General features: G+C 53.8%; 18 protein-coding genes and 1 tRNA gene. 13 read left to right on the top strand and 6 right to left on the bottom strand.

Translation table 11 applies throughout. From position 1 onward, the window contains the following. Window positions 1-30 precede the first annotated feature (30 nt). Both G4V39_RS04075 and G4V39_RS04070 read left to right on the top strand, forming a co-directional pair. Window positions 31-759 carry an ABC transporter ATP-binding protein gene (locus G4V39_RS04075; RefSeq protein WP_166031721.1) on the top strand — a complete coding sequence of 243 codons (729 nt, stop codon included), beginning with the start codon at window positions 31-33 and terminating at the stop codon, window positions 757-759. Further along, window positions 741-1,904, top strand: a complete 1,164-nt coding sequence (locus G4V39_RS04070) for a SufB/SufD family protein (RefSeq protein ID WP_166031720.1) — start codon at window positions 741-743, stop codon at window positions 1,902-1,904. Before G4V39_RS04075 ends, G4V39_RS04070 begins: the two co-directional genes overlap by 19 nt. A gap of 37 nt (window positions 1,905-1,941) precedes the next feature. Here G4V39_RS04070 and G4V39_RS04065 read toward each other — a convergent pair whose 3' ends face one another. Next, the gene (locus G4V39_RS04065) at window positions 1,942-2,421 is read right to left on the bottom strand and encodes an FKBP-type peptidyl-prolyl cis-trans isomerase (protein ID WP_166031719.1); all 480 of its coding nucleotides are present in this window, start codon (window positions 2,419-2,421) and stop codon (window positions 1,942-1,944) included. Window positions 2,422-2,614: 193 nt separating this feature from the next. On the opposite strand from G4V39_RS04065, the gene G4V39_RS04060 reads away from it, so the two are divergent. The 7 genes from G4V39_RS04060 to G4V39_RS04030 all read left to right on the top strand — a co-directional run bounded on the left by G4V39_RS04060 (window position 2,615) and on the right by G4V39_RS04030 (window position 12,247). Further along, a tRNA-Ala gene (locus G4V39_RS04060) sits at window positions 2,615-2,690 on the top strand. A gap of 259 nt (window positions 2,691-2,949) precedes the next feature. After that, window positions 2,950-6,099: a PAS domain S-box protein gene (locus G4V39_RS04055; RefSeq protein ID WP_166031718.1), complete on the top strand. Its 3,150-nt coding sequence runs from the start codon at window positions 2,950-2,952 to the stop codon at window positions 6,097-6,099. A gap of 46 nt (window positions 6,100-6,145) precedes the next feature. Continuing rightward, entirely contained in the window at window positions 6,146-7,888 is a 1,743-nt protein-coding gene (locus G4V39_RS04050; RefSeq protein WP_210412175.1) for a chloride channel protein, read from the top strand. 308 nt (window positions 7,889-8,196) lie between these two features. Beyond that, the gene (locus tag G4V39_RS04045; RefSeq protein WP_181494212.1) at window positions 8,197-9,123 is read left to right on the top strand and encodes a trypsin-like peptidase domain-containing protein; all 927 of its coding nucleotides are present in this window, start codon (window positions 8,197-8,199) and stop codon (window positions 9,121-9,123) included. Between the two features lie 52 nt (window positions 9,124-9,175). Next, complete coding sequence (locus G4V39_RS04040) at window positions 9,176-10,096, top strand: hypothetical protein (protein WP_166031717.1); 921 nt, start codon at window positions 9,176-9,178, stop codon at window positions 10,094-10,096. Between the two features lie 143 nt (window positions 10,097-10,239). Beyond that, window positions 10,240-10,446 (top strand): hypothetical protein, encoded by a 207-nt coding sequence (locus G4V39_RS04035; protein ID WP_166031716.1) that lies wholly within the window; start codon window positions 10,240-10,242, stop codon window positions 10,444-10,446. Between the two features lie 88 nt (window positions 10,447-10,534). Then, window positions 10,535-12,247, top strand: a complete 1,713-nt coding sequence (locus G4V39_RS04030) for an ABC-ATPase domain-containing protein (RefSeq protein ID WP_166031715.1) — start codon at window positions 10,535-10,537, stop codon at window positions 12,245-12,247. Here the strand turns inward: G4V39_RS04030 and G4V39_RS04025 are convergent. Both G4V39_RS04025 and G4V39_RS04020 read right to left on the bottom strand, forming a co-directional pair. Continuing rightward, window positions 12,237-13,250 (bottom strand): magnesium chelatase ATPase subunit I, encoded by a 1,014-nt coding sequence (locus tag G4V39_RS04025; protein WP_166031714.1) that lies wholly within the window; start codon window positions 13,248-13,250, stop codon window positions 12,237-12,239. The genes G4V39_RS04030 and G4V39_RS04025 overlap by 11 nt on opposite strands. Before the next feature lie 11 nt (window positions 13,251-13,261). Continuing rightward, window positions 13,262-15,280 (bottom strand): ATP-binding protein, encoded by a 2,019-nt coding sequence (locus G4V39_RS04020; protein WP_166031713.1) that lies wholly within the window; start codon window positions 15,278-15,280, stop codon window positions 13,262-13,264. Between the two features lie 233 nt (window positions 15,281-15,513). On the opposite strand from G4V39_RS04020, the gene G4V39_RS04015 reads away from it, so the two are divergent. Together G4V39_RS04015 and G4V39_RS04010 are read left to right on the top strand one after the other, a co-directional pair. Continuing rightward, window positions 15,514-17,166 (top strand): 2-oxoacid:acceptor oxidoreductase subunit alpha, encoded by a 1,653-nt coding sequence (locus G4V39_RS04015; RefSeq protein ID WP_166031712.1) that lies wholly within the window; start codon window positions 15,514-15,516, stop codon window positions 17,164-17,166. Further along, window positions 17,166-18,026: a thiamine pyrophosphate-dependent enzyme gene (locus tag G4V39_RS04010; RefSeq protein WP_166031711.1), complete on the top strand. Its 861-nt coding sequence runs from the start codon at window positions 17,166-17,168 to the stop codon at window positions 18,024-18,026. Before G4V39_RS04015 ends, G4V39_RS04010 begins: the two co-directional genes overlap by 1 nt. A gap of 41 nt (window positions 18,027-18,067) precedes the next feature. Here the strand turns inward: G4V39_RS04010 and G4V39_RS04005 are convergent, their stop codons facing one another. Continuing rightward, window positions 18,068-18,829 carry a hypothetical protein gene (locus G4V39_RS04005; RefSeq protein WP_166031710.1) on the bottom strand — a complete coding sequence of 254 codons (762 nt, stop codon included), beginning with the start codon at window positions 18,827-18,829 and terminating at the stop codon, window positions 18,068-18,070. Window positions 18,830-18,977: 148 nt separating this feature from the next. Here G4V39_RS04005 and G4V39_RS04000 point away from each other — a divergent pair, with 148 nt between their 5' ends. Beyond that, window positions 18,978-19,931 (top strand): ABC transporter substrate-binding protein, encoded by a 954-nt coding sequence (locus G4V39_RS04000; protein WP_166031709.1) that lies wholly within the window; start codon window positions 18,978-18,980, stop codon window positions 19,929-19,931. Here the strand turns inward: G4V39_RS04000 and G4V39_RS03995 are convergent. After that, complete coding sequence (locus G4V39_RS03995; RefSeq protein WP_166031708.1) at window positions 19,870-20,901, bottom strand: PhoH family protein; 1,032 nt, start codon at window positions 20,899-20,901, stop codon at window positions 19,870-19,872. The genes G4V39_RS04000 and G4V39_RS03995 overlap by 62 nt on opposite strands. 121 nt (window positions 20,902-21,022) lie before the next feature. On the opposite strand from G4V39_RS03995, the gene G4V39_RS03990 reads away from it, so the two are divergent. Then, the gene (locus G4V39_RS03990) at window positions 21,023-22,096 is read left to right on the top strand and encodes a mannose-1-phosphate guanylyltransferase (RefSeq protein ID WP_166031707.1); all 1,074 of its coding nucleotides are present in this window, start codon (window positions 21,023-21,025) and stop codon (window positions 22,094-22,096) included. Here G4V39_RS03990 and G4V39_RS03985 read toward each other — a convergent pair. Beyond that, complete coding sequence (locus G4V39_RS03985; RefSeq protein ID WP_166031706.1) at window positions 22,056-25,631, bottom strand: YhdP family protein; 3,576 nt, start codon at window positions 25,629-25,631, stop codon at window positions 22,056-22,058. The two genes, G4V39_RS03990 and G4V39_RS03985, sit on opposite strands and share 41 nt — an antisense overlap. Window positions 25,632-25,638 lie beyond the last annotated feature (7 nt).

Below are 25,638 nucleotides of genomic sequence, written 5' to 3'. Positions count from 1 at the left end.
GAATAAATTTAGACCTTCTAGGAGACTTCCATGCTCAAGATTGAGGATCTTTGGGTGGAGGTAGCCGGCCGAGAGGTCTTGAAGGGGATAAACTTGGAGATTCCCTCCGGAGAGACCCATGCCCTGTTCGGCCGCAATGGTTCAGGTAAAACCACCCTTCTCATGACCATTATGGGCTTTGCCGGCTATAAGGTCAAACACGGTCGCATCTTTTTCAAAGGAGAGGATATCACCGATTTGCCCCCGTATGAGCGGGCCCGAAGGGGGATAGGGATCCTCTTTCAGCGACCGCCTACTCTGAGAGGGGTGAAGCTAAGGGACATGCTCACTATCTGTAGTCAGGGGCGATTAAATCCCCAGGAGCTGGCCCTGATCTACGGTTTTGATGATTTTCTGGATCGGGATGTCAATTTGGGATTTTCCGGGGGGGAGATCAAAAAAAGCGAACTCCTTCAACTCCTGGCCCAGAATCCAGATCTGGTCCTCCTTGATGAACCGGAGTCTGGCGTGGATATGGAAAACCTTCAGGTCATAGGTCAGATGATCCGGCGCCTTCTTGAAAAAGACGTCCATCGTCGTCGCACCAAGTCTGGCCTGATCATCACCCATACCGGTTTTATTCTCAATTATGTTACTGCTGACCGTGGCTACGTCATGCTGGATGGGCAAATCTATTGCCACGGCAATCCCTTGGAGATCTTTGAAGGGATCCAAAAACATGGCTATGAGGAGTGCCTACGATGCCTGAGAAGGATATAGATCTCAGCCGTTTTCGTTCGGCCAAGGAGGCTCCGGCCCCGCACGATTTAGGTGAGCTGACCGCCGAAGAGGTAGAACGGCTCCAGGAGACCGGAATCGACTTACGAGAGAAAGGCCGTTCTGGAACATTTGTTCAAACAAACTGTAGTGTTGTCCACTGTACTGCCCGTCCCAAAGGTCTGGAGCTTCTTCCGGTAACCGAGGCCCTGAAACGCTATTCCTGGCTGGAGGACTACTGGTGGAAGGCGGTCTCTCCCGAGGCCGACGAGTTTGTCAAGGCCACCGATGTTGATCTTGATAATGGCTATTTCATTCGGGTTCTACCAGGAGAAAAGGTTGTTTATCCGGTTCAGACCTGTCTTTACATTCGCGAGGAAAACATCGCCCAGAAAGTCCATAATATTATTATCGCTGAAGAGGGGGCCGAACTGCACGTAATCACCGGTTGCACCACCGCTCCTCATCTGGTTTCAGGCCTCCACATTGGTGTCTCCGAGTTTTACGTTAAGGCTGGCGCCAAACTGGTCTTCACCATGATCCACAACTGGTCAGAAAACATTCACGTCCGGCCTCGAACAGGAATCTTTGTTGAAGAGGGTGGGAGCTTTCTCTCCAACTATATTTCTCTTCGGCCCGTAAAATCCATCCAGACCTATCCCACGGCAAGACTTCGGGGCCCGGGGGCCCTGGCCCGTTTCAACTCTGTAATTGTTTCCCCGGCCGGTTCCTTTCACGATGTTGGCTCTCGGGTATATCTTTCCGGTGAGGGAAGCCGGGCGGAGATAGTCTCTCGAACCATCTCCTATGGAGGTACCATTGTTGCCCGGGGCCACCTTATAGGCCAAGCCCCAGAGATTAAGGCTCATCTGGAGTGTCAAGGGCTTATTCTGGCCGAAAATGGTGTCATAAGGGCTATTCCCGAGCTTGAGGCCCATCTTCCCAATGTGGATATGTCTCACGAGGCGGCCGTAGGCAAGATTGCCCAGGAAGAAATCGAATATCTTATGGCCCGCGGTCTTGACGAAGATGAGGCCACCTCGACTATCGTCAGGGGCTTTCTCAACGTCAAGATTGAAGGTCTGCCCATGGATCTCCAGGCCGAGATCGACCGGGCCATTGAGGAGTGTCAGAGGGAGGGGATGTAAACTGAGGGGGGCTCCGCCCCCCTTATGATTAGCAGGCTCAGCCAGAGCCGGCCTGGTTGAACTGAAGGGCCAGAAGATCCATACCCGTGGCCGGCCGGACATCATCGATGGTAACGATGAGGCGGACGTTCTTGCCAGCCGCCGGATGGTTAAAATCTGCCACCACCCGATCTTCCTTTATCTCTTTAACCAGAAAGAACATCTTTTTCCCTGGGGTAACGTCCTCCTCATAGAACTCCCCCTCCTTAAGTTGTTCTGGATGCTTAAGGTTCTCAAGGGGGACCTCATTTATTAAGGATTCGTCATAAGGCCCATAGGCCTGTTCAGGGGGGATGGTTACGGTGATAGTTTCCGCCTCCTCCCGACCAGCAATGGCCTTTTCCACCGCGGGGATGATTCTCTCCCGCCCGTAAATAAAACGGGCCTTCATCGGACGGCTGAACCAATCTGGGGCCTTGCCGTCTTCGATCTCCAGACGATAAGTCAGGGTAACTACAGTATCTGGGGCAACCTTCACCTCGTCCTCCTTAAAAGGGATTTATGAATTGAATGATTCCAGGTTCTTTACAAGCTAACATTACCTTGGTGGTTGTCAACCAAGATGTTGGGGTGAAAAATAGAGATTTTGAGAGAAATAAAGAGTTTGCTTAGAGAAGAAACCCTCCTTGACAGTGGTCATCCTCCTGGGTAACGTTTTAGATCCTTAGAGTGGGGATGTAGCTCAGCTGGGAGAGCGCCACGTTCGCAACGTGGAGGCCGAGGGTTCGAATCCCTCCATCTCCACCAGTTAATCCGGCCGCCGTCCTTCTTCTTTAGGTGTCTGTCTTGAGGCCCTTCCATTAACTTCTTGTCTCTGCTTGCCATTTTAAGGATTATCACTTAAATGACCTGGAACCTCCTGGGTTTTTGTCCCCAATTTTTAGACCATCATTTCTTAGGCAAAGAGACTAGGTACTATTTGCTAAGAAAGCCGATTTATGGTCGATATAAAATTAAGTAGCGGTTTTTTTAGCCCTTTTTAAGTCTAATGGTTGCTGGAGCGGATATGGAGCACCGAGAGAAAGACGATTCCTTTCCCCCGGGGTATCTGGCCGCCTGGCAGAGTCTTATAGAGGGTCTGCCAGATCCGGCCATGGTTATTGGCTTAGATTTCAGGATCATCTTGGCCAACGAGGCTCAAGCCCGGCTTTTGGGCCGGTCTCGTGATGAGATTGTTGGGGAGTTTTGTTATCGACTACTTCATGGGGCCGAGGCCCCGCCCCCGTTTTGCCCCCATGTGCTTACCCAGGAAAAAGGCAGGGCCCAAAGCGCCCAGTTTTATGAGGAACCACTGGGGCATGTCAGGGTTACAGTCTCTCCCCTTAAGGGACAGGATGGTCAGGTTTTAGCTGTCTTTCACCTCATTAATGGTCTCGATACCCTTGAAAAAACCCGCGAGGATCTTCTTCAGCTTGAGGCCCGTTATCGGGCCATGATCGAGGGCTTTGAAGGTTTTTTGTATATCTGTTCTTCCGATTACCGCATTGAATTCATGAATCGGGCTATGAGGTCCTGGTTAGGACCATCGGGGCTGGGCCGTCCCTGCTATGAGGTTATCTTTGGTCAGAAAGACGTCTGTTCCTGGTGTCCGAACTCCCGGGTGCTTAAGGGGGAGACAGTTCGCTGGGAAATTCAGAATCCTGTTGACCGGCGCTGGTACTATGTCATCAGCACCCCTATTAGCTATCCGGAGGGGACCTCCTCGGTGATGATCCTCCTTTTGGACATTACCCGGCGCAAGGAACTTGAGGATTCCCTTCTCAAAAGTGAGATCAAGTACCGGACTTTGGTGGAAGACGTCCCGGTGGGGCTTTACTGGTCCACCCTGGAGGGAGAGATTCTGGAGGCCAACCAGGCCCTGGTGGATCTTCTCCGCTATCCTGACCGTCAGAGCCTTCTTAAGGCCAACGCCGGTGATCTTTATCTCGATCAGGAAGACCGCCATCGGCTTCTTCGACTCCTCAAATCTCAGGGAGCTGTTAGCAGCTTTGAGACCCGTCTGCGGACCTTTACCGGACAGACAGTCTGGGTGAGGATCTCCGCCCGTCTGGTAAAGGAGGGAGAGCAGATCTTTCTCCGGGGGGCCATAGAGGACATTGATTCTATTAAGAAAACGGAGCTGGCCCTTAAAGAGAGTGAGACCCGTTTTCGGGCCATCAGTCAGATGGCTCCAGACGCCATCGTTCTTATGGATAAAGAGGGGCGAATAATTTTCTGGAATGAGGCGGCCAGGCGTATCTTTGGCTATTCGGCCCAGGAGGCCCTGGGGCAAGAGCTTCATCTTTTTTTGGCCCCGGAGAAATACCACCAACGTTATTCCAGGGCCTTTGAGCGCTTTAAGACCACAGGCCAAAGCAGACTCTCCGGGAAGACTTTAGAGTTTACTGCTGTCAGGAAAGACGGCAGTGAGTTTCCCATAGAGGTCTCTCTTTCCCTCCTCCGTTATCAGAACGAGCCAGTTTTTTTGGGGATCATTCGGGATATAAGCTTACGCAAGAGGGCCGAGGAGGAGATTCGCCGTCGGGGGGCCATCCTGGAGGCCATAAGTTTGGCGGCCGGCCGCTTTCTTCGGGCTAATATTGACCGACAGACCCTGAGTGATGTTCTCTCCCGACTAGGTCAGGCCACCCTGGCTGACCTGGTTCTTTTTCTGGAGATTCCCCTCTCCGGGGAGGCCATCTTTCGGCCCTGTTGCTCCTGGAGCCCCCGGGGACCTTCCTCCGTTACTCTTTCCGAGGGCCCTGTCACTCTGGGGCCGGATCTTTGGCGAAGGTTAAAGGCCCCCGGAAGTGAGCCTTTCTGGGGGAGCGCTGATCATCTTCCCCCGCGGGAGCGGGAGATCTTTCGCAAAATGGATATCTCTTCTCTGATTTTTGTTCCGGTGTTGGCCGGTGACAGACCTTGGGGAGTGCTCCTTTTTGGTTATCAGCAGACCAGACCCTGGTCCTTATCAGAATCTGAGGCCCTTAAAGCCGCCGCCGATATTATCGGCGCCGCCCTTTTCCGGGAGCGGGTGGAGCAGGAGCTTCTGAAGATGGAAAAGTTGCGCTCTCTGGAACTGCTGGCCGGGGGTATCGCCCATGACTTCAACAACATTCTTACCGCCATCTTGGGCAATGTTTCTTTGGCCAAAGTTCTGGACAAAGACGGACGTCTTTCCCAGATTCTGGATCAGCTAGAGAAGGCCTCCTTGCAGGCCCGCAATCTCACCCAGCAGTTGCTCACCTTTGCCAAAAGTAGTGTTCCGGTGAAGAGAAGGGAGGACATCGGTCGCCTTCTCACGGAGACCGTAGAGTTTTCTCTCAGTGGTTCAAACGTCAAGGCCCGCTTTGAGATAGCCCCGAACCTCTGGGCCGTAGAGGTGGATCAGGCCCAGATTACCCAGGTCATTCAGAACCTGGTGGTTAATGCCAAACAGGCCATGCCTCAGGGAGGCACCCTGGAGGTGCGGGCCGAAAATGTGCTCATTGATCGGGGAGAAGATATCCCTTTTGCCGCCGGGGCCTATGTTCGTCTCCTTATTCGGGACGAGGGTGTGGGCATCCCGGCTGACCTGCTAGATAAAATCTTTGACCCTTATTTTACCACCAAGCAAGAGGGAAGCGGTCTGGGGCTGGCCATTGTCCATTCTATAGTCTCCAAACATGGGGGGTGGATTGAGGTAGATTCTGTTCCGGGAGAGGGGACCACCTTTGCCATATACCTGCCGGCCCTCAAAGGGCAGGCTCCTGACAGAGAGGAGCCACCAGAGACGGCCTTTCGAGGTCAGGGGAAGGTTCTGATTATGGATGATGAACGCCTGGTTCGGGAGACCCTGGGGAGCATGCTGGAGGCCCTGGGCTATGAGGTTATGTTTGCCAGAGATGGTCAGGAGGCCCTGGAGCTCTACCAGACAGCCCTTGAGGCTGGGTGTCGCTTTGATCTGGTGATCATGGATCTGACTATCCGGGGAGGTATGGGGGGACGGGAGACCATCGAACGGTTGCGGGAGATGGATCCCCAGGTGAAGGCCATTGTCTCCAGCGGTTATTCCGATGATCCGGTAATGTCTGATTTTCGCCGCTACGGTTTTCTAGATGTGGTAGCCAAACCCTATCGCATGGGAGAGCTTATAGAGGTTCTCAAGCGAATAAGTCCTTCTGTTGCCGCCAATTAGGACATCTCTTTCCATTCTTCTTTAGAAGCCCTAGATTTCTCTTAAGATGAAAGCGACAGGCCTGAGGGCCCGGCGTCGTTCCTACCTGAGCCTTCTTTTGGTGGCCGCCCTTATTGGGGCTCTGGCCGCGGTGGGGACGGTAGTTTTCAGGTATCTCATTTTTTTCTTTCAAGAGCTCTTCTGGCCCAAGGGGGAGACCTTCCTGGCCCGAGTTCAGGCTGCTCCCTGGTGGTACAAACTTCTTGTTCCGACCATAGCTGGTCTCGTGGTAGGGCCAGTAGGTGCCTTTTGGGCCCCGGAGATTAGGGGGCCAGGGGTCTCAGAGGTCATTGCCGCTGTGGTTCGGCATCTCAGCTTTATTCATCACCGGGTAACCTTCCTCAAAACCCTGGTGACCAGCTTTCTTCTCGGAGCCGGGGCCTCGGTGGGCCGGGAGGGGCCGGTGGTTCATATTGGGGCCTCTATCGGCTCCAGCCTGGGGCACCTGTGGAAGCTTCCTCTTGAATTCCGTAAGGTGGCCCTGGCCTGCGGTGCAGCGGCCGGTATAGCCGCTACTTTTAATGCCCCGGTAGCCGGAACCCTCTTCGCCCTGGAGGTAATCCTATTTGATCTAGAGGTCTCACATTTGGCTCACATCGTTGTAGCCGCAGTGGTGGCCTCGGTAGTGGCTCATCATTTTTGGGGACCACTGCCGACCTTGGCCGGGGTTCATTTCCAGGATGAAAGCCACCTTTTTCTGGCCCTTTATCTGCTTATCGGTCTGGTAACCGGGCTGATGGCCATAGTCTTCATCCGTCTTATGTCCTTCCTAGAAGACGTTCTGGTGAGGTTTAAACTTCCCCTTTGGTCTATGCCGGCCGTTGGAGGAATTCTCCTGGGGGCCTTGGCCCTCAAGTTTCCCCAGGTGATGGGGGTGGGTTACGAGACTATTAATGCCGCCCTTGAGGGTATGCTTCTGCCCTCTCAGGCCATATCTTTGGCTTTCCTGAAACTCCTGGCCACCTGTTTATGCCTCGGTGCGGGGATGTCCGGAGGAATCCTGGCCCCCTCTTTGGTTATTGGGGCCTGTTTGGGGGTGGGGTTGGGCTCCAGCCTGGGTCAGCTATTCTCCCTTCCTGTTTCCCCCGTAAACTGCGCCTTGGTGGGGATGGGTGCCATGGTAGCCGGAGGTACCTTGGCCCCTATTACGGCTATAATTACGGTTTTTGAACTCACCTATGACCACAATGTCATTCTTCCTCTGATGGTGGCCTGTGTGGCCAGCGTAGTCATTGTTCGGGGGCTCTTTGGCTACTCTGTGTACGAGATGAAACTTCTCCGCCAAGGACACCGGCTCCTGCGCGGCCACGATCTGAACATTCTCCGGTGTCTCCCCGTAAAAGACTATATGATTCCTCCCCCGGAGACCGTTAGAGTGGATACTCCCTTGGGAGAACTGATTCGTCGGGCTATAGAGAGCCCCTATCCCCACTTTGTTGTCCTGAATAGAATGGGTCTCTTGGCCGGTGTGCTTTCTTTAAGGGATCTGCGTCCAGCCCTTCCCCTTCAGAGAGACTTAGAGCCCCTCATCTTGGCCTATGACCTCATGACCAGGGAGGTGATTACCATCTCTGAGAAGGGCGATCTGGGCGAGGCCTTAGAGATCTTTCAACAGCACCCGGTTTCCTTCCTCCCGGTGGTCGGAGAGGACAACCCCCGGAGAGTTTTGGGAATCCTTCGTAGGGAAGATGTTCTTTCAGCCTATCATCAGAAAATCCTCAAAGAAAGGGTCCTTTCCTGCCCCCTTTGAAAACAATTTCTCTTTTTGGGTACGCCTCTAACTTATTGATTTCATTAGCTTATTATTCCTTATATGGAAATATTTTTCCGCTTATATAGAAAATAATTTTCAAGAACCAAAAAATATAGGCTTATTCTCCCCTTTCTTTTGTAAAAGTGTCTGTTTTTATCCGACACTTTGGGGGCCGGGCTCTCTTTTTTCAGAAGCCATCCTTCTTCATTTAAGTCAAAGATTTCCGATAGTTAGCCAATTTCTGCTTCTTGGTGGCACCGATGTTGCTAGAAGATACCAATAAATACAAAAAAGGAGGCCTTCTTATGGAACAGTCTGCATCCATAGAGGAGATGGTCGTCAAGATCCAGGAAATTAAAGCCGCGGTCGAGGAAGAGTTCCTGGATAAGGCCAACGTTCTGGGGGTGGGTATCGGCTACAAGGAGGTGGGGGGTAAAGAAACTACCGATCTCTGCCTTCAGGTCTATGTGGAAAAAAAGCTTCCTCAAAAGGAGCTGGTTGCTGAAGCTCTGGTTCCTGAGACCGTAGATGGCCTGCCCACCGATGTGGTGGAGGTAGGAGTAATTGAGGCTCAAACCTATACGGCCTGTATCCGGCCGGCCCGGCCTGGCTACAGTATCGGTCACTATCGTATTACGGCTGGCACCTTTGGAGCTCTGGTGAAAAGTAAATGTTGTAGCGGAGTCTATATTCTCTCTAACAACCACGTCTTGGCCAACTCCAACAACGCCCGCATCGGTGATCCTATTCTCCAGCCCGGCCCCTATGATCGGCGTCCTTGTGAACCTCGGGTCATCGGTCGATTGGCAGCTTTTGTCCCCATTCATTTTGGCCGAGGGGCTTATAACTTGGTCGATGCTGCCCTGGCCCGCCCCATAGACTATCGCTATGTCATGCCCTATTTCCCCAACGGGGAAATTCCGAGGGGAACTACCGTGGCTCGTCTGGGGATGAAGGTGGTCAAGTTTGGTCGGACTACCCAATACACCCGGGGCATCGTCCGGGGAGTGGATGTCACCGTAGGCGTCCGCTACGGGGGAGGGAAGGTGGGTTTTTTCCGCAACCAGATCCTGACTACCAATATGTCCCGGGGAGGAGACTCTGGTTCTCTGTTGCTATCTAGTGATGGTCGAGCGGTAGGGCTTCTTTTTGCTGGCTCTTCAGCCGTAACCATCCACAACAATATCCACAATGTCCTTATTGCCCTGGGAATAGAAATCTTGACCGCCTAAAGGAGCACACCTCCTGATGTGGCGGCAAAAAATTCTGTAAGGAGGAGAGAATATGGAAATGTTTGATAAAAACTTTTTGAATGAGGCCTCAGAGATGGAGGTGGCTGCTGAGGTGGCCCAGATGGAACAAGCCATTTTGGATAAGAAAGAACAGGGCCAGGAGAGCGAGGCGGAGATGCTGGAGCTCATTAAACACCTCAAATTTAAGCCCGAGGCCATTGAAGCAGAGATTCAGAAGGAGAAAGAACTGGCCGAAATTAAGGCCCGGGAGACCGAGGAAGCCTTTCAGCTTCAAAAAGAGGAGGGTCTCTGTGTGGAGACAGTGGGAGAGGAGATTCTCGACCAGTTAGTGCTGGAGACCAATGTCGTCTCCGGAGGAACCCCTGGTCATTATCTGGATGTCACTCCATATCACTTCTGGTGTCACGTGAGTCGTCACAATGAGGGAGGCGTTACCAGGGGCAGTTGCTCAGGCAGTCGGGCCTCTCGAAAAATGTTTCTCTATGCCCATGCCCAGGGAGATGGTCTGGGCTGGACTGATGACAACGACGTAACCACCTATGGCCGGTTCTTTTATGCCTTTTGGCCCCGAAAGATTGGCACGGTGAGGGTTTTCCTACCTGTGGTCACGCGAGGCTGGTATCAGATTCGATCTAACGACAAATGGTGGAACTCCAAGGAGGCCGTGGTAGATCTGCGGGCCTCTGTTAGGCTCTATCAGAACTACTGGAGCCCCACGGTGGAAAGACGTCTTTTCCGGCGAGCCGATGACAACATTAATGAAAGCGGCCGTCTGGACCTTTATCAGGCCTTCTACTCGGCCTCGATGGCCGTGGGAGCCAATAAATGGGTTATCGCCCAGGTGTCGTTAAGGCTTCGGGTGGAGACCGAGGGTAGTGGAACCCTGGCCACTCTTAGCTTCCGGAATCCAGACTGTATTTTTATCCCTGGGGTAAGGTTTGAGTTCGCCTGATCCGGCCTCCGGGAGGAGGAGGTGGGCAGGGCGGGAGTTGAACCGGTGAGGTTTTCTCCCGCCTTTTTGCTTGATTGCTTTCTTCTTTACGGAAAATGGCGTTTCAGAATCCGTCAGGATAAATTCGCTGAGAAGAGGTGACCATGAACAAGGAAGAAATAGAGGCCGTCCTTAACGAACTTATGTATCAGGGAATTATCGTTGGCTATGAGATTCCTTTAACGGAGATCCCCCTCCGGGTAAAGGTCTTGGTATCAAGCTCCACTCCAGATCTCCAGCGCCGGCTCAAAGAGGCCCTTCCCGGAGTTTCTCTAGAGATTGAAGAGACCGGCCCCATCGAGGCCCAATAAGTAAGTCCATCCTCTCTTAGATACTTACCCTTTCCAGCAAAAGATGATATATGCTTGACCCCTGACTTCTTTATTACTTTTTGAGGCTATGAAGACTGTCTCTGAGCTAAAAAGTCTCCTTTCTCGTCTCGACGGCCGAGGCTATAAGGCCTATCGGGAGCTAGAAGGCATCTATCGGCTGGCCCCAGAATTGTCTTTCTACCTGGATCGGGCCCAGGGAGATCCCTTTGCCGCCCCCAGTCGGGTCCGGGTGAGGTTGGCCATGGCCGAGGCCCGTTTCCCAGCGGCGCTTCTGAGCAACCAAGTCCGGAAGATGGCCCTTCAAGACTATATCCTCCGGGCCTTTGCCCGAGAGCTCAAGGCCCTCTCCAGGCCCCGAGGGACAGGAGGAAGCGGCCTTTACCGGGTCGATGCCGGGGGTCAGGAGATAATCTTTCGTTCTGGATGCCTGGTTGAAGAGGAGTTCGTCGAGGTTCGCTTCTTTATGGGATTGCCGGCTGCCGGAAGGAGGATTTTAGGCCAAACGGCCCTTTCCATGATCTTGGAAGAAATTCCCCGGGCGGCCCGGGCCCTGAGATACTCTTTTCATCCGGCCCGTGAGCTAGAGGCCTTTGTTGATCTGGTTGAAGATGTCGAATACATCAGGGGCCAGCTTGATGATCTGGGGCTGGTGGCCTTTGTGGGAGATGGAGCCATCCTCCCCCGCCGCTCCGGGGTGGATGATCGCCCCCTTAAAGAGGGAGCGGTGATCTTCTCAAGCCCCCCAGAGCTCAGGGTTAAGCTGGATACCAGACACCATGGATCCGTCTCGGGGATGGGTATCCCTTCAGGGGTAACCCTTATCGTCGGGGGTGGCTTTCACGGCAAGACCACCCTCCTTGAAGCCCTATCCCGGGGAGTCTATCCCCATATCCCCGGAGATGGCCGACAGTGGGTGATTACCCATTCCCGGGCGGTTAAGGTCCGGAGTGAAGATGGCCGTTTTGTGGCTGGGGTGGACATCTCCCCCTTCATTGCCGATCTTCCCCTGGGACGCTCCACCAGGTTTTTTTCTACCGAGGACGCCTCGGGCTCAACCTCTTTGGCCGCGGCCATCATGGAGGCCCTAGAAATAGGGGCTAAGGTATTGCTTATAGATGAAGACACTGCGGCCACCAACTTTCTTATCCGCGATGCCCGGATGCAGGCCCTTATCCCTCGAGACAAGGAACCCATTGTGCCTTTTGTGGATAAGGTGCGTCTTCTTCTGCGGGACTATGGGGTCTCGACTATTCTTGTTCTTGGAGGCTCAGGAGACTATCTCGATGTGGCCGATCGAGTTATTGCCCTTGATAACTATCGCGTTTATGACCTTACCGCCAGGGCCCGAGAGGTAGGCCGCCGTCTTCCTAGCCGTCGGCAGCCAGAGGGAGGGGACAGCTTCGGTCTGGTTTGCCCGCGCCGTCCTCTCCCGGAGAGCTTTAAGCCCCGAAGAGGGCGGCGCGAAAGGGTCAAAACCCGGGGGCTGAGAGAGATCATCTTTGGCCAAGAGGTGATCGATGTCTCCCTGGTAGAACAACTGGTGGATGACTCCCAGGCCCGGACTATCGCCGAGATTATCCGCTACTTCGGCCACCACTTAGCCCCCAAAGGAGTTGGTCTCAGGGAGGGCGTGGAGATGGCCCTTGAACTCATCAGGCAGAAGGGCTTTGATGCCCTGGTGGGCTATCCGGCGGGAGATCTGGCCTTCCCCCGCTCCTTTGAGGTGGCAGCCGCCATCAATCGTCTAAGGAGCCTGAAAGTCCAGCAACTTACTGACTGAGCCGAGAAGCCGCGGGGGTGCCAATCTCTTCAAAGGGGCGACGTCTTAGGCGGTGGGGCAGGGCTAAGGTTTCGGCCACCCGGATGTCTTCCTCGCTTATTTGGCATTGGCCGCGGAAGGCGGCGTGGGCCCTGGCCGTCTTGACCACTGTTAAGTCGGCCCGATGACCGTCAACCCCTAGGGTGACTATCCTTTTGGCAATTTCATAAAGAAGCTCTCTGGGGATATCTATCTCTTTTATCCTCTCACGGGCCGTCTTAATTCTCTCCGACAGAGATTGATTCTCTTCGGCAAACCGGCGACAGAAGCCCTCAGGGTCAGCCTCAAAGGCTGCCCGGCGCTCCATAATGAGAACCCGGGAGTTTGGGTCCCTGATTCCCTCCACGGTGACGCAGAGCCCAAAACGATCAAGGAGCTGGGGCCTTAGTTCTCCTTCCTCGGGGTTCATGGTCCCCACTAACACAAAGCGGGCCGCATGGGCAAAGCTGAGCCCCTCCCGTTCGACAAAATTGATGCCCATAGCCGCAGCGTCAAGAAGGGTGTCCACCAGGTGGTCATCGAGGAGGTTCACCTCGTCTACGTAGAGAATCCCCCGGTTAGCCGCGGCCAGAATACCGGGTTCAAAGCGCCTTTTACCCGTCTTCAGGGCAGCCTCGATGTCTAGGGTCCCTACCACTCGGTCCTCGGTTGCCGAAAGAGGGAGATCCACCACCCGTATCTTTCGTCTAATATGGGGCAGGCTCCCCTGGGAACGAAGCCTTTCCTCACACTGGGGGCAGAGATGGTCTCTGTCTTCAGGGTCACACTGGAAGGGGCAACCTTCGACCACCTCTATCTCCGGGAGGATCTCCGCCAGGGCTCTAACCACAGTGGATTTGCCAGTCCCTTTTTCGCCCCGGATAAGGACTCCACCGATGGAAGGATCAATGACATTTAAAATCAGGGCCAGCTTCATTTCTTCTTGGCCGACGATGGCCGAGAAAGGGTAGACGAAGCGTTTCATCCGCAACCTCCTCAGAGGATCTCTTTGGCGATGCGAACCATCTCCTCCGCCCGGAGGGCCTCGGGGGTAAAATACCGGGCTTCAAGAAGAGTCGCCAGCCTTTGGGCCATTTGGAGTTTGATCAGGCCAGTTTCGGTGTCAATGACCACAAATTCCACTTGAGGGAACCCCTCCGCTAGGCGGCGAGCTAAAGCCTCGATTTCCTGACGGGGCTTTTCTCCGGTAAGACTTACGTTGCCCCGACCATCGGTGATAAGAAACACGGTAACCTTGAGGTCTGGTTCGCGGCGCAGGGTCTGTCGGAGAAACTCTTCCAGACGCAAGAGGGCGGCAGAAAGAGGGGTTGAACCTCCCACAGGGAGACCCTCGAGGATCCTGGCGGCTATCTCCACGGAGTTTGTCGGAGGCAACACCATCTGGGCCTCCTTTCCCCGAAAGATCATCAATCCTACCCGATCTCGTCGTTGGTAGGCCGAGAGCAGGAGGCTCATGATGGCCCCTTTCGTTTCAGCCATTCGGGCCTCAGCCCCCATGGAACCTGAGCCATCAACGCAGAAAAAAAGCAGATGGCCCGTCCGGCTCTCCCGGAGCTTTTCTCGGAGATCCTCTTCACGAATGATGAGGCGCCCGCTGTCTCTTCCGCGGAGGGCCTGATAGGGAGCAGCGGCCCGGATGGTGGCGGCCACAGCAAGATCCCTCACCCGGCCTTGAGGGATAACTGCCCGGACAAATCGTCCTCGAGGATGCTTGTTTAAGGTGGCCGATCGTCTCCCGGAACGGGCCCAGCGTCTTTTGCGATCGGCTCGGGTAGAAAATGGTCTTACAGTGAAGGTCTCTCCTACCTCAAAGATTTGATCAACCCCCTCATTTTCCGAGACCTGTTGGGGATCATCCTGTGGTGAAGGGCCGTTAAGGCCTGCCTCACTCCCCTTTGGGCCTTCTTCCGACCGTTCTCTTCTATGGGTCTCCTGGGAGACCTGGGGGCTTTTCCCCTGGCCCTCATTTTTTTCTGGCTCCTTCTCTGGGGGCTTCTTCCTCCCTTTCTGGTCTCTCTGGGGATCTTTTTTCTGTCTGGCTTCGGCCTCCCGACGCCGGTGTCTCAAGACCATATCGGCCACAGCCAGGACATCATCATAGGTGACCTCAAGGCGACCGTTTAGGGCGGCATGGGCCATAGCCGCCGTCTGGAGAATGAGATCAGCTCGATGACCGGGAACCCGGTTTTTTCGACAAAGTTCAGCCACAAAGGATCGGATGCTCCGGCTCAGAGAGACAGAAGGCAGAATCCTCTGAGCCTGGAGGATTTTTTGCTTTAGCCTGGCCTCTTCGTCTGCATACAGGGCTCGAAAAGAGTCCGGGGCCTTCTCAAACCAGAGACGGCGATGGATGATCTCTGCCCTGATGTCCGGATTCTTTTCCCCGGTGACCGTCACGCAGAGACCAAAGCGGTCTAAGAATTGAGGAGAGAGCTCTCCTTCTTCGGGATTCATGGAGCCGATAAGGATGAAGCGGGCCGGATGGATAAGACTAAGTGACTCCCGTTCCACGATGTTCACGCCACTTTCGGCCACGCTGAGCAGCCCGGCCACCAGGTGGTCAGCCAAAAGATTGACCTCATCAATGTAAAGAACACCGTGGTTGGCTCGGGCCAGCAGCCCCGGATGAAGCCTCCGGCGGCCGCTTCTTACCGCCTCCTCAAAATCTATGGCTCCAAAGAGGGCATCCTCGGTGATGGAGAGAGGGAGATTGACAAAGGGGGCGGATCTCCTGACAAGCCTCTGACCCTTTTGCTCTCTGGTGCAGGAGGGGCAAAGAGGGCCTTGGGGCCGGCAGCCAAACAGACAGCCCTCTATAACCTCTATCTCCGGGAGGATCTCCGCCAGGGCCCGGGCGGCGGTAGATTTACCGGATCCCTTTTCTCCCCGCAGAAGGACGCCGCAGACCCCCGGGGCAACGGCGGCAATCATCAGGGCCAGCTTCATTTCTTCTTGGCCGACGATGGCCGAGAAAGGGTAGACGAAGCGTCTCATCCACGCCCCCTGGAAGAGAGTTTCCACTAAAGGATAACGATAACGGGTTGGAGTAAAAATGCCAGCGCTTAAGGTCAGCCCCAGGGTTTCCTGACTCTTTCTGGATCAAAGATCTTCTGAAACCTAAAGCGGAGTCTCTTTTTGGCCCCATGATCAGAATTTTAGTTGGCATGTCTTTGGTTGGTACCTAACTTTTGGTGGGGGTGGGGATTTAATTCTTTTAAGGAGGAGTCATGAAGGAGATCTCTGTTCTGGTGGGTGGTCGGGCTGGAGATGGGATTCGCCAGGCCGGAAATACCGTGGCCAGGCTCCTTAATCGATTGGGGTATCGGATCTTTTTCTACGACGATTATCCCTCTCTTATCCGAGGCGGACACAACTTTTCCATCATTCGGGCGGCCGAGAAAAAAATTCTGGCCCATCGAGATCAGGTGGATGTCATCGTGGCCCTTAACCAGGAGACGATAGAAAGACACCGCTGGCGACTTAGATCTGGAGGGATCATTCTCTTTGATTCTCATAAGGTCAAGGAGGAGGGTGGCATCGGGGTTGATCTGCAGCAGATAGTCAAAAGGCATCAGGGAGCACCTATTATGCGCAACACGGCCGCCATTGGGGCCCTGGCCGGTCTTCTGGAGGTGGATTGGGATAAGGTCTCCCGGGTGATCGAGGACACCATTCCTAAGGCCCTGGAGGCCAACCTCCAGATCGCTCGGGAGGCCTATGAGAAGACCATTGGCCTGGGATTCAGGGTTGATCCTCTCAGTCAGCCTCCTGTGCCTCTTGTCAGTGGCAATGAAGCCATAGCCTTGGGGGCCGTGGGAGCCGGGCTCAATATGTATATTGCCTATCCTATGACCCCGGCCTCAAGTATCCTTCACTATTTAGCGGCCCATGAAGAGGCCCTGGGGGTGGTTACTATTCATCCGGAAAGCGAGATAGCCGTGGCCTTAATGGCCCTGGGAGCTGCTTATACCGGAGCCCGGGTCATGGTGGGAACCTCAGGAGGGGGGTTTGCCCTCATGACGGAGGCGGTAAGCCTTGCCGGCCAGGCCGAGATCCCCATCGTTTTTGTAGAGTGCCAGCGGGCCGGTCCGAGCACAGGGGTGCCCACTTACACCATGCAGGCCGATCTTTTCTTTGTTCTTAATGCCGGCCATGGGGAGTTTCCTCGTCTGGTGGTGGCTCCCGGTGATGCTGAAGAGGCCTTTTTTCTTACCGGATTGGCCCTTAACATGGCCTGGAAGTACCAGCTTCCGGCCTTTGTCCTTTCTGATAAACATCTAAGTGAGAGTATCTTTAGCTTTGAGGCAAATGTGGCCCTTGTTAAGCCGGCCCCGGCCCTTATGTGGGACGGCCAGGGAGAGTATCGACGCTACCTAGAGGGTCCAGACGGTCTTTCGCCTCTTGCCTTTCCGGGGGGCAAAGGAGCGGTAGTCAAGGTAAGTTCCTATGAGCATGATCAGTTCGGCATCACCACCGAGGAGCCGGAGGTTATTGCCAGAATGCAAGAAAAGCGTCTTCGCAAGGGAAAGTCCCTGGCCAGGGAACTCGCCGGCCTGGAGACTGTCAAGGTCTATGGAAACCCCGAGGCCGAGGTGGCTTTGGTTTGCTGGGGATCCACCAAGGGGGCCTGTGTGGAGGTGGCTCATAAGGAAGGCTTTCGGGTTGTTCAACCCCTTGTTCTGGAACCATTTCCCGCAAAGGCCGTAGAGAGGGCCCTTGCGGGAGCCACAAAGACCGTTGCCGTAGAGGTCAATGCCACCGGCCAGCTGGCCAGGCTTCTTCAGGGCCACGGGATTAGGGTGGATGAACTCCTCCTTCGCTATGATGCCCGGCCCTTTACTATTGAATCCCTCAGAGAGGGCCTTAAGGGGGTGCTCTAATGGAGAGAAAGAGTCTTAAGACCTATGCCATAAATACTTGGTGCCCGGGATGCGGCAACTTCGGCATTCTCAATGCCCTAACCGAGGCCCTTATTGGGCTTATGGAAGAAGATGATCTTGAGCCCCACCAGGTTGTCTTGGCCTCAGGTATCGGCTGTCATGCCAAAATCGTCGATTACGTAAACATAAACAGCTTCTACTCCCTCCATGGAAGAGTGCCGCCGACTATCTCTGGGATCAAACTGGCCAATCCGGAGCTTACCGTGATCGGCCATGCCGGTGATGGTGATGCCTATGGTGAGGGAATAGAACACCTTATTTTTGCCGCCAAGAGAAACATAGATCTCACCTTTATCGTCCACAACAATCGGGTTTATGGTTTGACCACCGGGCAATTCACCCCCACCAGCCCCAGTGGCTTCAAGGGGCGTTCCACTCCCCAGGGCAGCCCTGAGGAACCTTTCAACCCCCTTGAGATAATGCTTTCGGCGGGAGCCACCTTTGTGGCCCGGGGCTATTCGGCCCGAATCAAACATTTAGCTTCCCTGATCAAAGCCGCTGTAAGGCACCCGGGCTTTGCCTTTATTGATGTGCTCCAGCCCTGTTATACCTTCTTTAATACTTACGATTACTACAATGAAAGGGTCTATGAGCTGGAGGAGGCAGAGCATAACCCTCTGGATTTAGAGGCCGCCTTCTCTAAGGCCAGAGAATGGGCCTATGGGCCCGGCGAAAGGATTCCCATTGGCATCTTCTATCGAGTACAAAGGCCCACTTATGAGGAGCGCCTGCTTAAGGGAAGGGTTCCTGTAAAAATGAGCCCTCAAGGGCTTAAGGAAGTCTTAGAGAGCCATCTATAGAAGAAGGGAGGCAGGAGCCTCCCTTCCTTGTATCTTACTACTTATCTTACCACCACCGTGGTCATGTCCACGCCGGTATTCCCTGTTGCCGGATCAAATGCATAAATGGTGAATTGATAGGCCCCTGGTTCGTTAAGAGAGATGGAGGCGACATAGTAGTTTGTTTTCCCGGAGAACTTAAGGGGTATGGTCTTAAACGGCTGTCCATTTTTTTTGACTATGGCCTTTACCTCATAGGCCTCCGGCTTCCAAAAGGTGTTGGGGGAGACTGGGCAGCCGCACATGGGGGTTACCGTGGCCACCAAACTAAAAGAGGCCGGGGCCTTTAAAAAGGTGTGGGCGGTGGGGTTGGTTACCCGGACAACAAAGCCGGGTATTTCCAGAATAAGACCATCGCCGGTGATATGCTTACCAGGGACAACCCAGGTGGTCACTGTGGCCCTGGCCATGGCCTGAGGCTGACCATAGGGAGCCAGGACTTCGATTTCAATCTTTCGAGGTTCGCTTAAGTCCAAGACAGCTTCAAAGCCTGCCGTACGGTCATCGGTGAGCTTCATGCCCCTTACAATAGGGGTGGTCATTAAGAGCTTGGTATTCCCGGTAGTTCCCTGGATAAGCCCTTTACTGAGGAGTTCCCCCGTTAGGGCGTCGCGAATGGTCACCAAGGCCCCTCCCATGGAAGTGCCGATGAACTTGGCATCTTTGGCCCTGGCTCGGATCATAATCTTGGTCTCTACCGCAAAAGAAGAACCCACCAGAGATAACAGGAAGACTAGAACCAAAAGGGAGGTTAATCTTCGCATCCTTCCCCTCCTTGATAATTGTTTCTAAGGAATAGTCTCTCTACTAGTAAGGTCTCTTGGGGAAAATGCAAGGGATATCTTCTTTTAAAGTGAACAAGCCGGTGTTATCTCCTTTGCAGAAAAGACCAATATTTGCTAGGAAAGGCCCATGTCCCTGGCACGTAACCTTTTATTGATGGTGGGAATCCTCTTGGCCGCGGCCGTCCTTTTCTGGCTGACCAGAGAGGCCCCTCAGGCCCTTAATGTAGTGGTAGTTGCCGAGAGTAGAGAACCGGTGGCCCAGATACTGGAAGCCTTCTCTCAGGGGACGGGGGTTGAGGTTCACCTTGCTGGGCTGGGGCCTCAAGAGGCCCTTAAGCTGGCCAGGAAAGGGGCTTTTGATCTTCTCTGGACAGACAGCCCCCTTTTGGCTGTTGAGGCTCAAAGGGAGGGACTCCTTGAACCCTATCTTCCGCCAGGTTTTGACGACCTCGTTCCTCTGGCCCGCGATAGCGAGGGTTATTGGTTTGGAGTGGCGGCCCGGCTTAAGGTTCTTTTAGTCCATCAAGATCTTAGTCCCTCCCCGACCGGGGTGGAGGATCTCCTTGAGAAGGATTGGTCGGGGAAGGTGGCCCTGGCGAGGCCAGATTCGGCCGATGGTTATCTCTTCTGGCGATCCCTTGAGGAGATTTTAGGGGTCGAAAGGGTGAAATCGGGTCTGTCCCGTCTTCGGAGAAATGGGGCCATTTTTAAGGATTCTGACCAGGAAGTGGCTCATAGCCTGGCGACAGGAGAGGCTCTGGCAGGCCTACTCTACCTCGATAGGGCCTTGCCTGTCCTAAAGAAGGGGCCCTTCCGGCTGATCTTCCCCGATCAGGGCAAACTCTCTTTGGGCACCTGGGCCACCTTTTCCACCGTTGCCCTTATCCGGGGAACCCCAGCCCTGCCGGAGGCCAGACAACTGGTAGCCTACCTCCTCTCTCCGGCGGGGCAGAAGGAAATCTCTCAGGTCTTTGTCGGACGTCTGCCTACCCGTAAGGGTTTGACCGGCTTCTCAGGGATTAAACCTCTTTCCCTGATTGATCTGATGGCTGTTCCCTGGGAGAAACTCTCTCGCCGTTAGGGATTTCTCTGGTCTCATAGGCCTCGATTATTCGCTGAACCAGAGGGTGCCGGACAACGTCCTGCTTGGTGAAGTAGATAAAGGAGATGCCTTCTACGTCTTTGAGAATCTTGGCTGCCTCCACCAGGCCAGAGCGTCGGGTATCAGGAAGGTCTATTTGGGTGATATCCCCGGTTATTACGGCCTTTGAGCTGTAACCCAAACGGGTGAGAAACATCTTCATCTGTTCGCTGGTGGTGTTCTGGGCCTCATCAAGGATGATGAAGGCGTCGTTTAGAGTCCGGCCCCGCATGAAGGCCAGGGGCGCAACCTCGATAACCCCCTTCTGGATAAAGCGAGAGGCCTTTTCAAAGGGGAGCATGTCGTAGAGAGCATCGTAAAGGGGGCGCAGATAGGGATTAACCTTTTCGGCCAGGTCTCCAGGGAGGAACCCCAGTTTCTCCCCGGCCTCTACCGCTGGGCGGGCAAGAACAATGCGGGAAACCTCATTTTTGATAAGATAGGCTATGGCCATGGCCATGGCCAGATAAGTCTTTCCTGTGCCTGCCGGACCGATGCCAAAGACAATGTCATGTTGCCGAATGGCATCAATGTAACGCTTCTGGGTAAGGCTCTTAGGGGTAATTACTCGTTTGCCTGAACTGATGAAGACCGTATCTAGAAAGATATCCTTCAGACGGGCCTGGGGATCAGCCGAAATTATCCTTATGGCGTACTCAACATCGTTGGGATAAAGGGGGTAGCCCTCTTTTAGAAGGCCGTATAGTTCCATGCAGGTTCGATCGGCCAAGTCGGTATCTAGAGGGTCTCCACTTATGGTTACTCGGTTACCACGAACCTTAATGTTGACGTTAAGGGCCTTCTCAATCACCTTGAGGTGGGCGCCCTGTTCTCCATAAAGCCAACGGGCCAGGGCGTTGTCCTCAAGGACTCTTTCAACGGTAGTGGGTTTGTTTTGGCTAAGTTCCATAGATCTCTCTGAGCTCTTTAGGTGCTCCGTAATTTTTATGGTTTTTATTTTAAGTTTTTTACGAATTTGTGAAACATTATAGCCCATTTGTCTTAGAAATAAAGTCTTTAAGGGGGTGGGTATGGAAGCTTTTGCTGTGATTATGGCCGGAGGACGGGGGACAAGGTTCTGGCCTCGATCCCGCCAGGGTCGGCCTAAACAGCTTCTGCCCATTGTTGGCCGGGAGAGTATGCTCCGCCAGACCATAGATCGTCTTCGGCCGCTTTTTCCGGTAGACAAGATCCTGCTGGTTACTGGCTCTGATCTGGCCCCGGAAGTAAGGGCTGAGGTTCCAGAGATCCCTCCAGAGAACATCCTTGTTGAACCCCTGGCCCGTTCCACCGCGGCCTGTGCCGGTTGGGCGGCGATTCATGTTCTGAAAAACTGGGGTGATCACCCTATGGCCCTTTTGCCTTCAGATCATCTCATCGGCCGCCAGGACTTCTTCCGGAGTCTTCTCAAAAAGGCCCTTGAGCTGGCCAGAGACCGGGCCCTGCTGGTGACTTTGGGGATTCAGCCTACCCGGCCAGAGACAGGATATGGTTACATAGAGATGGGAGAGCCCCTTGAAGACAGGTCTGGGGCCTTTATGGTTCGGGCCTTTAAGGAAAAGCCAGACCTGGACACAGCTCAACGTTATCTGGCCCAGAAGACCTTTCTCTGGAACAGCGGGATGTTTGTCTGGCGCCCCTCGGTAATCCTGGAGGCAATTGAGAAATACATGCCTGAACTCTATGAACAGCTTTTGCTTATAGAAAAGGCCTATGGAAGCCCCCATTTTGACCACCTTCTCCGGGAGGCCTTCTCGGCTATGCCTTCCATGTCTATTGATTATGGAGTTATGGAGCGGGCCAGAAATGTGGCTGTCATCCCGGCGGACATCCACTGGAATGATCTTGGTAGCTGGGAGGCCCTTTATGAGATCTCTTCCAAGGATGATCAGGGAAACGTCTGCTCTCCGGAGGTGATCACCCACGAGGTGCGGGACAGTCTTATCCAGGTCTCTTCTGGTCAATTGGTGGCCGCTATCGGGATTGAGGGGATGGTGGTGGTGGTGGAAAAAGATGCGGTCCTTATCTGTCCTCGGGAAAGGCTCCAGGAGGTCCGCCAGGTGGTTAAGGAGCTTGAGAAGAGGGGGTTGAAGAGGGTTCTTTAGGGGCCCCTCCTTCAAGGGGCTTTAGAATTAAGGCCGGGACGTTCAAGGCCCGCTTAACCACCCCTAAGATACCTGAACCGATAGAACTGGGAGGAAGAGGCCAGACAGCCGGATCCCGGATGGGCCCCTTTACCTTTATGGGAATGGAGATAAGAACCTTTTTTTCTCCGGTAAGGATGAACCCTACAAGGGGGATTTTGCTGATGATGGAGTCTATGGTCTTAAGGGGGGCCACCAGGACCTCCAGGTCGGCCTGGGAGGAGAGAAGGTTTATAGTCCCTTCGGCAAAGATCTTCATGGGGCGCCCGTCAATGGCTAGGTAATCTAGCTTCAGGAGGCCGTCTTTCAGCCGGGCTCGGGCCTCAATCCCCTCATAGGCAAAGCCCTCTTTTACCAAATCAGGAAGCCCTCCCTGGAAGATTTCCAGAGGATTGAGGATGGTAAAAATCTTAGAGAGAAGGTTCAAACGATAAATGCGGCCTCCAGAGGAGTGGAAATTAAAATCTCCCTGAGATTCTTCTAAGAGTGGGTTTTCCCGGCCATAGACCTTAACCTTTCCCTCGAGATCAAAGCTTCCCTGAAGAAGATGTCTCTCTCCGAAGAGGCACAAGGCTAGATTTTCAAGATCTCCCTTTTGGGCCGACAGATTGATGTCAAGACCTGCTTCCTGGCCAGGGACGATTTTGATCTTTCCACTAAGATCTATTCCGCAGTAGCGGGCCTCTTTGAGATCGATGAGGATTTTTTTATCCAGAGAAAGCCTTAGATCGGCGACCACCGACTCAAAGACTCGCCCGGGCTGATAGATAAACACCGGAGTGCTAAAGCGAATGATTCCGGCCAGGGGATAGCCTCTGGCGCCTTTCTTCTTAAAGAACTCTTTTTGAATTGCCGGCCAATCAAATCGCGGGGAGGAGGCCTCAAGATCAAACCAAAACTCACCTTGACGGATGGCGACTTGGCCTAAGACCTGGAGGCGGCTTTGCCCGGCAGTAAGGTCGAGTTCTTTAATTTCGATCTCGTGTCCCCTGGCCTCTAGGGCCAGATGATTGATGCCTAGGGGAATCCTGAGCCCTAGGATTCGACGCAGACGTTCTACATGAAGTTCTCCGTCTATCCGGCTCTCGAGGGGATTTTCCAGGTTGATCAGACCGGAACTCTCTCCCCAGAGGGTACCCTCTAAGAAGCGGTTCCCAGCCAGAAAGGTTTCGATGAATTCTCCTCGGAGCCGACCTGTAAAGCTGAACTTGATCCAGGGATGATCACGCTTAAGGTGAAGAGAGAGCCGGAGATTGCTTTGTCCGAGGGATCCTTCCAACTTTTTTAACTCCAGGTCTTCGAGATCTGAATGCCAAGCGAGGGCCAGGGTGCCTCCTCCTCTTTGGGCCAGTAAGGAGAGGTCAACCCTTTGTTTGAGATCAGAGGAGAAGGAAAGCTCTTTAATCTTTAGCGGCGTGCGGGGGAAGAGATCTTCGGGGAGAGAATTTTTCTCCCAAAGCCATCTAACTAAGGGGGTATTAAGGGTTCCCTCGCCTTTAAGACGAAGACCTTTGATTCCTTTAAGGAGACCTATGAGTTCAACATCAAGAAGAAGATCGCTTTCTAAAAAACGTCCTTGGGCCTGGTTTAGACGGAGATGATCGTTATCAAGCTGAAAAGAGGCCCTTTTTATCTCCAGCTCTCCCGGCAGATAGGGAGTCTGCAGTCGGCCTCCGGAGATCTCTCCCTGAAGGCTGAACTCGAGCTTCCGGGGCCTTTTGAGTGGCCCTTTCAAGGAGGCCTCAAGGGAAGCCTTTCCCTCTAGAAAACGAATGATGCGGGAAAGGGGCCTGAAGACAGGCTCTCTCTGAACCCAGGAGTCAACCTGGGTTAGTAAGATTTTTTCTCCCCGGGCCTGGGCTTTGATCCAGAGACTCGATAAGACAAGGCTACCGGTGGCTCCACTGATCTGGCTCTCTCCCAAGAAGCCGTTGAGGTTTTTCCACCACAGAGAGCCCTCCTGATAACCAAAGGCCCCGGATTGGATCACTATAGAGTAGGGGATGCGTCGATGGTGAAGGGTCCCTTTGATGTTTAAGACCTCAAGAACGGGGGTGATTTTTTTTCTGGTGCCCCTGAGCCTGAGGGAGACCCTGGCTGAACCGGTAGCCTGATAGAAAAGGTCAATATGGTGTCGCAGGGCCCCCTTTTTTATAAAGCGGTGAATTATATCCGGAACCTCCTCTAGGCGGCAGATTCCCAGGAGGTCAAGATTAAGGGGGCCTTCGGGATCCTTCAGGGCTATCTCCACCCTGGCCTCAAGAATCTGACTTAGGCCTATCTTGGCCGAGAGCCCCCGGGCCTGGAGGATTCCTTGCCGGATCTGGAGTTCTCCCTGAGCCTGCTGTATTTCAAGGCCAGAGCCGGGTAAGATTACCCGGGCCGTTGTAAAGCCCGTCTTAAGGTTTAACCTTCTTAAATCTTTGAGCCCCGCTATTGTTGGGGCTTCTCCGGAGACCTCGAGCCCTTTGGCTTGCCCTTCAAGGACAATGGCAAAGAGCTTACGAACACTCTGGTATCTTCCTAAAAGGTCGAGGGCTACCCTTCTGGTGTTAACAATATCCACCTCCTGCCCCAGAAACCGGTAGCCTATTTTCTTTGGCTGATACCAGAGCTCGCCCTCTCCGATTATTCGGGGATAGTCCAGTTTCAGGGTGTTGAGCTTTATCCGGTAGCGCTCTCCTTTTCTGGTAGCCCAGCCTTCAAAATGGCCACAGCTAATATCATAGTCAGCCTGGGGGAGACGATAACAGGGAACAGAGCCGGAAAAACCCACCTCCCAGGAGTGGGGAGAATCCAGGTTAAGGGTGGCCTGAAGATTGACTTCGGCCTTGACTGGTTTGATGGGAAGCCAGGGAATATCAAGGGGGATCTGATGAAGTTTGAAGACCGCCACGGTTCCCCTGGCCTCAAGGTGGCCCTCCTGATTAATCAGAAGCGAGAGCTGAGCCTGTTTGAAAAGACTGGAGGTCATTTCTAACTCAAGGAGGGCCTGCCCCTGCTCCACCCTTAGGGCCCCTGAGGGAAGATCAATCCTGAGGAGTTTCTTTTCTTCCCGCCAAAGACGGATCTGGCCGTTTTCTACCTCTAAATAGACAGAGAGGGCCAGGGCCTTAGCCAGCTTCGGCCAGAGGGGCTCCTTTTTTTTGGCTGATGCCTTGAGGAAGACGTCCACCTCCGGGTTATCAACGGTTATGCCCTCAAAGATCACCTTTTTTTGAAGGAGGGCCCAAAGGTTGGGCCTGACAGTCATGTTTTTAACAGTGGCCTTAAACCTTGAAGGGGAGCTTATTTCCAGACCGGTTAATCTGACCTGAGGGCGAGGTAAAAAATGGAGATAAAGGTTTGTCACCTTTACCTGGGCCTTGAGGCTTTGAGATAGCTCCCGGGTGATTTTGTCCTTTACCGGTTCTAGGTTCAGGAGATGGGGAAGGGCGAGGAGTCCGGCGGCAAGGACCACTATCACCATCAGGATTATGGCCAGGGCCCTTTTCATTTTTTAT

It is taken from the genome of Thermosulfuriphilus ammonigenes (assembly GCF_011207455.1).
In the GTDB taxonomy this organism is placed as follows: Bacteria; Desulfobacterota; Thermodesulfobacteria; order Thermodesulfobacteriales; family ST65; genus Thermosulfuriphilus; species Thermosulfuriphilus ammonigenes.
This window is presented reverse-complemented; position numbering and strand designations above follow the sequence as displayed.